Origin of the sequence: Corynebacterium sp. (assembly GCF_022712195.1) — a bacterium.
In the GTDB taxonomy this organism is placed as follows: domain Bacteria; phylum Actinomycetota; class Actinomycetes; order Mycobacteriales; family Mycobacteriaceae; genus Corynebacterium.
This window is the reverse complement of the sequence record NZ_JALAGY010000097.1, coordinates 1-8,240: the sequence shown is the minus strand read 5'-3', so window position 1 is coordinate 8,240 and position 8,240 is coordinate 1. Positions and strand designations below refer to the sequence as shown.

6 protein-coding genes are annotated in these 8,240 nt (G+C 68.8%); 3 read left to right on the top strand and 3 right to left on the bottom strand.

Annotated elements, in window-relative coordinates; genetic code table 11:
• The first annotated feature begins 126 nt into the window (after positions 1-126).
• Together Q0A34_RS13520 and Q0A34_RS13515 are read left to right on the top strand one after the other, a co-directional pair.
• Positions 127-663 (top strand): MarR family winged helix-turn-helix transcriptional regulator, encoded by a 537-nt coding sequence (locus Q0A34_RS13520; protein WP_291480519.1) that lies wholly within the window; start codon positions 127-129, stop codon positions 661-663.
• A 62-nt stretch (positions 664-725) separates the two neighbouring features.
• Complete coding sequence (locus Q0A34_RS13515) at positions 726-1,880, top strand: MFS transporter (RefSeq protein ID WP_291480518.1); 1,155 nt, start codon at positions 726-728, stop codon at positions 1,878-1,880.
• 7 nt (positions 1,881-1,887) lie between these two features.
• On the opposite strand, the gene Q0A34_RS13510 is transcribed toward Q0A34_RS13515, so the two are convergent.
• Positions 1,888-3,231: a glycosyltransferase 87 family protein gene (locus Q0A34_RS13510; protein ID WP_291480517.1), complete on the bottom strand. Its 1,344-nt coding sequence runs from the start codon at positions 3,229-3,231 to the stop codon at positions 1,888-1,890.
• A gap of 150 nt (positions 3,232-3,381) precedes the next feature.
• Between Q0A34_RS13510 and Q0A34_RS13505 the strand changes: the two genes are divergently transcribed.
• Positions 3,382-4,431, top strand: a complete 1,050-nt coding sequence (locus tag Q0A34_RS13505) for a 3-isopropylmalate dehydrogenase (protein WP_291480516.1) — start codon at positions 3,382-3,384, stop codon at positions 4,429-4,431.
• A 118-nt stretch (positions 4,432-4,549) separates the two neighbouring features.
• Here the strand turns inward: Q0A34_RS13505 and Q0A34_RS13500 are convergent, their stop codons facing one another.
• Both Q0A34_RS13500 and Q0A34_RS13495 read right to left on the bottom strand, forming a co-directional pair.
• A complete protein-coding gene (locus Q0A34_RS13500) occupies positions 4,550-6,115 on the bottom strand; it encodes a hypothetical protein (RefSeq protein WP_291480515.1) in 1,566 nt (521 codons plus the stop codon).
• A gap of 77 nt (positions 6,116-6,192) precedes the next feature.
• Positions 6,193-8,240: NADPH-dependent 2,4-dienoyl-CoA reductase (locus tag Q0A34_RS13495; RefSeq protein ID WP_291480514.1), on the bottom strand; the 2,048-nt coding region annotated here is incomplete at its 5' end.

Here is an 8,240-nt window from a genome sequence, read left to right as displayed (position 1 = left end):
CCGTGGGGGTGCAGGGGACATGAGGGGTGCTTATGCGGCGCGGCAGGGCGGGGCGTCACGCCGCGGGGGTGCGGGCTCGGGGGTACCGTTAGGTGAATAACTGCCTTATGCGTTACGCTGGGTGCCGTGACTGACAACGATGCTGCCAACCACACTTCGCCCTTTGTCCCGACAGAGGAAGACAACCAGCTCGCCCACAGGTTCCGTGATGCCTTGCGTGAGGGTCTGCACATGGTGCGGTTGCTGGATCACCGGGGGAGCCTGACGCTCACCCAGTTGGGGATCCTCAACACGCTCATCGAGGAGCCTCACTCCATCGGGCATCTCGCCCGGATCAACGGCATGACGCAACCTGGCATGACCCAGCAGATCGACAAGCTCGAGCGGCTGGGCGTCGTCCGTCGGGTCCGCAGTCCCCGGGACGCCCGGGTGACTCTGGTCGAGATCACCGACGAGGGACGGACCACCCGGACACGGGACAACGGTTTCCGCAACCGTGCGCTGGCCGAGAACTTCGACCTGCTGGACGAGGACGGGAAGAGGCGCATCGCCGACGCGTTGGAGCCGCTGACGAACTTCGCCAGTGCGTACATCCGCCGGGTCAGTGAGGACAACCCGAAGAACGACACTCCGAGAGACACGGAAAGGCACGACCGCGAATGAGACAGGACACCCAGGAGGCCACGCTCAACGGCGCGACACTCGAGTCAGAGAAGACGTCAATGATGCGACAGCCTGTTGCGGTGTGGGCCACCGCCCTGGCGTGCGTCTTCGCCTTCATGGGGATCGGGCTCGTTGACCCGATCCTCCCGGCGATCGCCGAGAACCTCGACGCGGGGGCGTCGGAGGTCTCTCTGCTCTTCACGAGTTACTTCGCCGTCACGGCGGTGATGATGCTGGTCACCGGTGCGGTGTCCAGCCGGATCGGTGGCAAGAAGACACTGCTCACCGGGCTCGCCCTCATCGTCGCCTTCGCCGCGTTGGCCGGGACGTCGGGCAGCGTGGGGGAGCTCGTGGGCTACCGTGCGGGGTGGGGGCTCGGAAACGCCCTGTTCGTGGCGACCGCACTGGCGGTGATCGTGTCGGTGGCGAGCGGGGGACGGGCCGTGGCCATCATCCTCTACGAGGCGGCACTGGGGCTCGGCATGGCGGCGGGGCCGCTGCTGGGTGCGGCCCTGGGGTCGTTGAACTGGCGGGGACCGTTCTTCGGGACCGCGGCGCTGATGTTCATCGCCCTGGTGGTGCTCCTGTTCAAGCTGCCTGCCACGCCGCCGCCGGCGGAGAAGACCAGCCTGGCGGCCCCGCTGCAGGCGTTGCGGCACCGTGGCCTGTTCGGGGTCTCTTTTTCGGCCCTTTTCTATAATTTCGGATTCTTTACTGTTTTGGCGTACACCCCGTTCGTGCTCGGATTCGGTGAGATCGGCATTGGAGCGGTCTTCTTCGGTTGGGGCTGCTGCCTGGCGGTGTTCTCCGTGTTCATCGCCCCGCTGATCCAGAACCGCATCGGAGCGGCGAACACCACCATGGCGACCCTGACCGGCCTGCTGGTGATCTACGTGCTCCTCGGCCTCTTCCATGACGTGACCCCGGTGGTCGTGGTGCTCGTGGTGGTCTCCGGGGCACTGCTGGGCATCAACAACACGATGTACACCGAGATGGCCATGAGTGTGTCCGACGCCCCGCAGCCGGTGGCGTCGGCCGGGTACAACTTCGTCAGGTGGATGGGCGGGGTCATCGCGCCGTTCGCCGCCACCAAGGTCGGCGAGGGGGTCGGCGTGGCGGTGCCGTACTACGTGGCGGCCGTCGTGGCCGTCCTGGCCGTCTTCGTGATGCTCGCCTCGCGCAACCACGTCGAGGCTCACGGGCCGCAGGCCGTCTGATCCCCCGTCAGTCGTCCGCGGAGTCCCGGTGACGGGATCGACGACGGCCGATCGTCCCTGCCGCGCCGACCGCGCCGACCGTGGCGAAGGCGGCGATGACGAGGAACCCCCAGATCACCCACATGCTGTTCCACGGGGCGGACATGTGGGCCTGTCCGATGAACGACCAGTGCACGGAGATCTGGTGGCTGACGAAGGGGACCATCGCCACGTAGACCACCAGCAGCGACACCGCCACCGACGCCTGCGTGCCCAGCCAGGAGCGGACCGGGCTGTCCGGGAAGGACGGAGCGGCCCGCACCCCCAGGTCCACCAGGCACACCACCAGCGGCACCAGCCACACCCAGTGGTGGTGCCAGGAGAACGGGGAGATCAGGCAGGCGGTGATCCCACCCAACGTCATCACCAACGGCTGGTTGTCGTGCCGGTCGGCCCACCGCAGGGCCACGTAGAACAGGGCCACGGTGGCCACGCAGGCGAGCAGCCACACCACCCCGCCCGCCGTGCCGCCGTCGAAGGCCCGTTCCGTGAATCCCTTCAGCGACTGCGACGCCGAGACCGTGGTGCTGCCGATCCGTGAGGAGTCGAACACCGCCGAGGTCCAGAACCGCATCGCGTCGGGTACGGTGAGCAGCCCGACGACCACAGTGACGATGAATGTGGCGGTGGCGGTGGCGGCGTCGCGCCAGCGTCGTTGCATGAGGAACACCAGGATGAAGAACGCCGGGGTCAGCTTCAGACCCGCGGCGATCCCCACGCCGATCCCGGTGAACCGGTCGCGGGTGCGCAGGAAGTCCAGGGAGACCAGCAGCATCAGCAGCAGGTTGATCTGCCCGTAGAAGAAGCTGTCCCTCACCGGGGACAGTGCGAGGGCGGCGAGGGCGGCAGCCGTCCCCAGCGCCACGGTACCGGCGTCCAGTCGGTATCCACGGCGCACGAGAGTGCCGAGGATCACGCAGAGCAGGGCCCCGGCGCAGGCGAACTGCCAGAACGTCGCCGCCATCTCCGCGGGGGCGACGACCAGCCACCGGAAGACAGTGCCGGCGAACGGGGGGTAGGTGAAGGGGAGAGGGCCGTACAGTGCGCCGTCGTAGATGTTGCCCCCGTGCTCCAGTGCCTCACCGGCACGGTAGTACACCATGAAGTCGGTGGGCACCTTGTACAGGTCCAGCGCACGGCCGAACACCACCGGGCGGGTCTCGCGGTAGGTCACGAGGGCCAGGAGACCGATCAGGGCCAGGGACAGCACGGTCCGGCCGCCCAGCCGTCGTGAAGCGGAGGGGACGGGCGCAGGCGCGCTGGCGGACGGTGGAACGGTGGTCTCGGTGGTGTCGGGCGGTCTGTGTGTCAAGGCCGTAGCCTTCCGGTGAGCGTTTCGTGAGGTGGACGTTGAGTGTAGTCCCACAACCTGTGGGAGGGCGGCAGGTTGAACCGGTGACGTGCTAATCTGGCCCAATATTTCCAACGATGTGAGACGAGAACGCCAGAAAGGGTCCACAGAATGAAACTCGCGGTCATCGCCGGAGACGGGATCGGCACCGAAGTCACCGCCGAAGCACTCAAGGTCCTCGAGGCCGTCACCGGCGACGAGACCGTCGACATCACGGACTTCGATCTCGGGGCGCGCCGGTACCTCCGCAACGGTGAACTGCTCACCGACGACGACCTCGCGTCACTGCGGGAGCACGACGCGATCCTCCTGGGCGCCATCGGCGACCCGCGGACAGTGCCCGCCGGTGTGCTGGAGCGCGGCCTGTTGCTACCCCTGCGTTTCACCCTGGACCACGCGGTCAACCTGCGCCCGGCGAAGCTGTACCCGGGATCCTCCTCGCCTCTGGCTGAACCGGGCGAGATCGACTTCGTCGTCGTCCGCGAAGGCACCGAAGGCCTGTACTGCGGCAACGGTGGCACGCTGCGGACCGGCACCGACCACGAGGTCGCCAGCGAAGTCAGCCAGAACACCTGGTTCGGCGTGGAACGGGTCGTCCGCGACGCCTTCCACCGGGCGCAGGAACGCTCCGGACGGCTCACCCTGGTCCACAAGACCAATGTACTGGTCAACGCAGGTGGGCTGTGGAGTCGTGCGGTGGAGACCGTGGGGACCGAGTTCCCGGACGTGACGGTGGACTACTGCCACATCGACGCAGCCACGATCTACATGGTCACCGACCCGGGCAGGTTCGACGTCATCGTCACCGACAACCTCTTCGGGGACATCCTCACCGACCTTGCGGGCGCCGTGACCGGCGGCATCGGACTGGCGGCCTCAGGCAACATCGACCCCTCGCGACGCAGCCCGTCGATGTTCGAGCCCGTGCACGGTTCTGCCCCGGACATCGCGGGGCAGGGCATCGCCGACCCGTGCGCGGCGATCCTGTCGGTGGCGCTCATGCTCCGGCACCTCGCCGGCGACAAGAACGAGGACTCCGCGTTGCGTAACTCCCAGGCCGACCGGATCGAGGCCGCCGTGCTCGCCGAGGCTGGTGCCCGCAACGGGGCCCCGGTGCGGACCGTCGAGGTGGGCGACAGGGTCTCCGCCGCCGTGCGCTGACCCCACATGTCGGATTGTCGCCCTCTCAGGAAGGGTGACGAGGCAGATTGCTACCTGGAAGGGCGACTATCCGACATCGACGAGCCCTTGTCCGCGGCTCTGCGCGACAGGCGTGCGTCTACTGGTAGCTGACGATGTCCGGGGTGGGCACGATCGCTGCGGTCTGCCCGGGGGTGAGCATCGGTTCATCCTCGTCGATGAAGTTCTTCCACCCCAGTGCGATGGCAGGGTCGAGTCCCTGCAGGATCACGTTCCAAGTCTCGGCCTTGATGCCCTGGGTTCCGTGGCCGTCGCAGTGAACCGCGACACTGACATTGTCTGTCCCGGTGACCATCGCCTCCCGGTTCCGGATCATCTGCAGCTGGAACTGGTGGATCATGAGGAGTTTCTGGGGGAGCTTCTCGGCGGCGACCAACCCGTCGAGCCATTCGGCGACCTCGTTGATCTCGGAGGCGTCGACGTGCCCGACGTCCGCCATCGGCTGGTCCCCGGGCCCCAGTCTCCACTCCGGGTCCAGTGCGAGTCCCACGCCCGGGTTCTTCAGCAGGTCGGCGTAGTGCTGCGCCTGCTGCAGCAGGGTCTCGCGTCCGGGCTGGATGTCGATGATGGCGTAGCCGCCGGCGGAGACGATGGCGTCGATCCAGGGCCGTACCTCCGCTGGGTCGCTGTAGTAGCTGAACCCGCCGGACGGGCCCGGTTCGTCGGCCGCGACCGTCACGATGATCTCGAAGGCGGGGATGACCGGAACGTCGCTGTCCGGTTCGTACTCGGCGGCGAGGCTCCGGGCCCGGGTGACGGCATCCTGCGGTGGTTGCTCGCCCATCACACCGAGCAGCGGTTCGTTCGCGTGCCCGTACAGGGCGATGATCCGGCGGCCCGGGAACAGGACCTGACCGCCACCGGGCAGCCGTCCCTCGACGGTTCGGGCGAGTTCCGAGCGACGGCCCAGGTCGGTCGCCTCCCCGAAGGCGTTGCCCAGGCCGATCAGGTTGCCGGCACCGTCGAGCTCCCCGAGCGCCGCGTCGATCGACTCGTCGCTGGAGCGGGGGTCGGCGGCATGCACCCGCACCAGCGAGAACCCTGCGGCCGCCGCGGTGGCGGTGCTGGCCGGGGATGACGCCGGGGAGGCGAGTGCGACACCCGACGGCCCGCCGTCACCGGTCCCGCTGTCGGCGGCCCCGTCCGGCCACGCGGGCTCGCCACCCTCGTCGCCGGTGGTGTGGACGGTGACGCCGGCGTCGTCCGGCAGGGAGGGGGACCCGGTCCCGCCGACCAGTACCACCTCGGACACCCCGAGCCGTTCCAGTTCAGCGGCGATCGCAGATGCTGTTCCGTCCGGCCCGGCGTCCCCGTCGGCGGGGCCGCTGTCGACGAAGACGGGGACACCGTGGTCGCGGGCGAGGGCGCAGCCGGCCTCCCGCTGGTGCCCGTCCGCCGTGGCCGTGACGATGACGGCGGTGGCGGCGTCGGAGAATACCGTGGCGCTGGTGGCCACGCCCGACGGGTCGTCGTCCACCACGGTCACCCCGGTGCCACTGACGGGGCGGGCACGGCGGGCACGGGAAGCCGCACCGTCACCGGACTCTCCGTCGGGGGACCCGTCACCGGCGCATGCGCCGAGCGGGACAGCGGCGAGCGTGACGACGCCGGCACCCAGCAGGAACTTGCGGCGGGACAGTGGCACGGCAGGGGCCTTTCCAGGTCGGGGGTCGGTTCAGTGTGCTGTGGCGGCAGGGACCTGCCCCGACCCTAGCGACCGCGTCAGGCGATCGCCGCGGCGGCCTCCGTGCCCTGCCGGATCGCCCGCTTCGCGTCCAGTTCCGCGGCGAGGTCCGCACCGCCGACGACGTCGAAGGTGACGCCCGCCTCGCGCAGCGGCTCGACAAGGTCGGTCACCGACTCCTGGCCGGTGCACAGCACGATGGAGTCGACCTCCAGCAACCGGCGTCCGGTCAGCGTGCGGGTGCCGTCCTTCTCCTCGTAGAAGGCCAGGTGCAGCCCGTCGTCGTCGATCTTCTCGTAGGTCGCACCGCTGATCTGCTCGACCTTCTTCATCTTCACCGCGGCCCGGTGGACCCAGCCGGTGGTCTTGCCCAGCGACCGTCCCTGCCGCGACGGCTTGCGCTGCACCATGTACACCTGCCTCAGCGGCTCACTCGGGCGCGGTGCGGTCAGTGCACCTGCGGAGGCGGGGTCGTCGTCCACGCCCCACTCCTGCTCCCACTCCTTCAGGTTCAGCGAGGGGGAGTCCGCACCTGACGGGGTGGTGAGGAACTCGGAGACGTCGAAGCCGATGCCCCCGGCACCCATCACCGCCACCCGTCGACCGATCTCGCGTTCGCCGCGGACGGCCTCGGCGTAGGTCATCACGCTGGGGTGGTCCACCCCCTCGATCTCAGGCACGCGCGGGACGACGCCCGAGGACACCACCACGTGGTCGAAACCGCCGTCGACCAGGTCCTGTGCCGACGCCCGGGTGTTGAGGTGGACGGTGACACCGAGCGTGTCCAGCCGGGTGGAGAAGTAGCGGATCGTCTCCTGGAACTCCTCCTTGCCCGGAATCCGTGCGGCGATGGAGAACTGGCCGCCGATGTGGTCACGAGCCTCGAACAGTTCCACGCGGTGGCCACGTTCGGCGGCGGAGACGGCCGCGGACAGTCCCGCGGGGCCGGCACCGACCACGGCGATGCTTTTCGCCCGTCGGGTCGGGGACAGCACCAGTTTGGTCTCCCTGCCGGCCCGGGGGTTGACCAGGCAGGAGACGGGCTTGCCGACGAAGGCGTGGTCCAGGCAGGCCTGGTTGCAGCCGATGCAGGTGTTGATCTCGTCGGCACGGTCCTCCCGCGCCTTGGCCACGAAGTGGGGGTCGGCCAGCAACGGCCGGGCCATGGACACCGCGTCCACCCGGCCGTTGGCCAGGACGTCCTCGGCGACCTCGGGGGTGTTGATGCGGTTCGAGGCGATCAGCGGGATCGACACCTCGTCGCGCAGGCGCTCGGTGAACTTCACGAACGCCGCCCGGGGCACGGAGGTGACGATCGTGGGGATGCGTGCCTCGTGCCAGCCGATGTCGGTGTTGATCGCGTCCACCCCGTGGCGCTCGGCCCGGCGGGACATCAGTGCGATCTCGTCGAAGGTCTGGCCGTTCTTCACGAAGTCGGCGATGGACTGCCGCAGGATCACCGGGAAGTCGCGAGGAACCCGGCGACGGATCTCGTCGATGACCTCCACGAGGAAACGCTGACGGTTGGTGGTCGACCCGCCCCACCGGTCGGTGCGGTCGTTGGTGTGCGGGCACAGGAACTGGTTGATCAGGTAGCCCTCGCCACCCATGATCTCCACGGCGTCGTACCCGGCCTCGCGCGCCAGCCGCGCGGCACGGCCGTAGGACCGGATGGTCCGCCGGATCATGCCCTCGGTCATCCTGATGTGCTTGAACGGGTGGATCGGGGAGGGCTCCGAACCGGGGGCGGCCTTGAACGGGGTCACACCGTATCGTCCGGCGTGCAGGATCTGCATGGCGATCCGCCCGCCCTCCCGGTGCACAGCGTCGGTGATCCGACGGTGGTGCAGCACGGCGAAGGGAGTTGCCATCCGGCCGCCGAACGGCATGAGGTCACCGCTGCGGGTCGGGGTGATCCCGCCGGTGACGATGAGCCCCACACCGCCGCGCGCACGTTCGGCGTAGAACTCGCCGAGCTGGTCGGCGTGCCAGAAACGGTCCTCGAGTCCGGTGTGCATCGACCCCATCACCGAACGGTTCGGCAGTGTCAGCCCGCCGATGGTCAACGGCCGGAACAGGTGGGGGT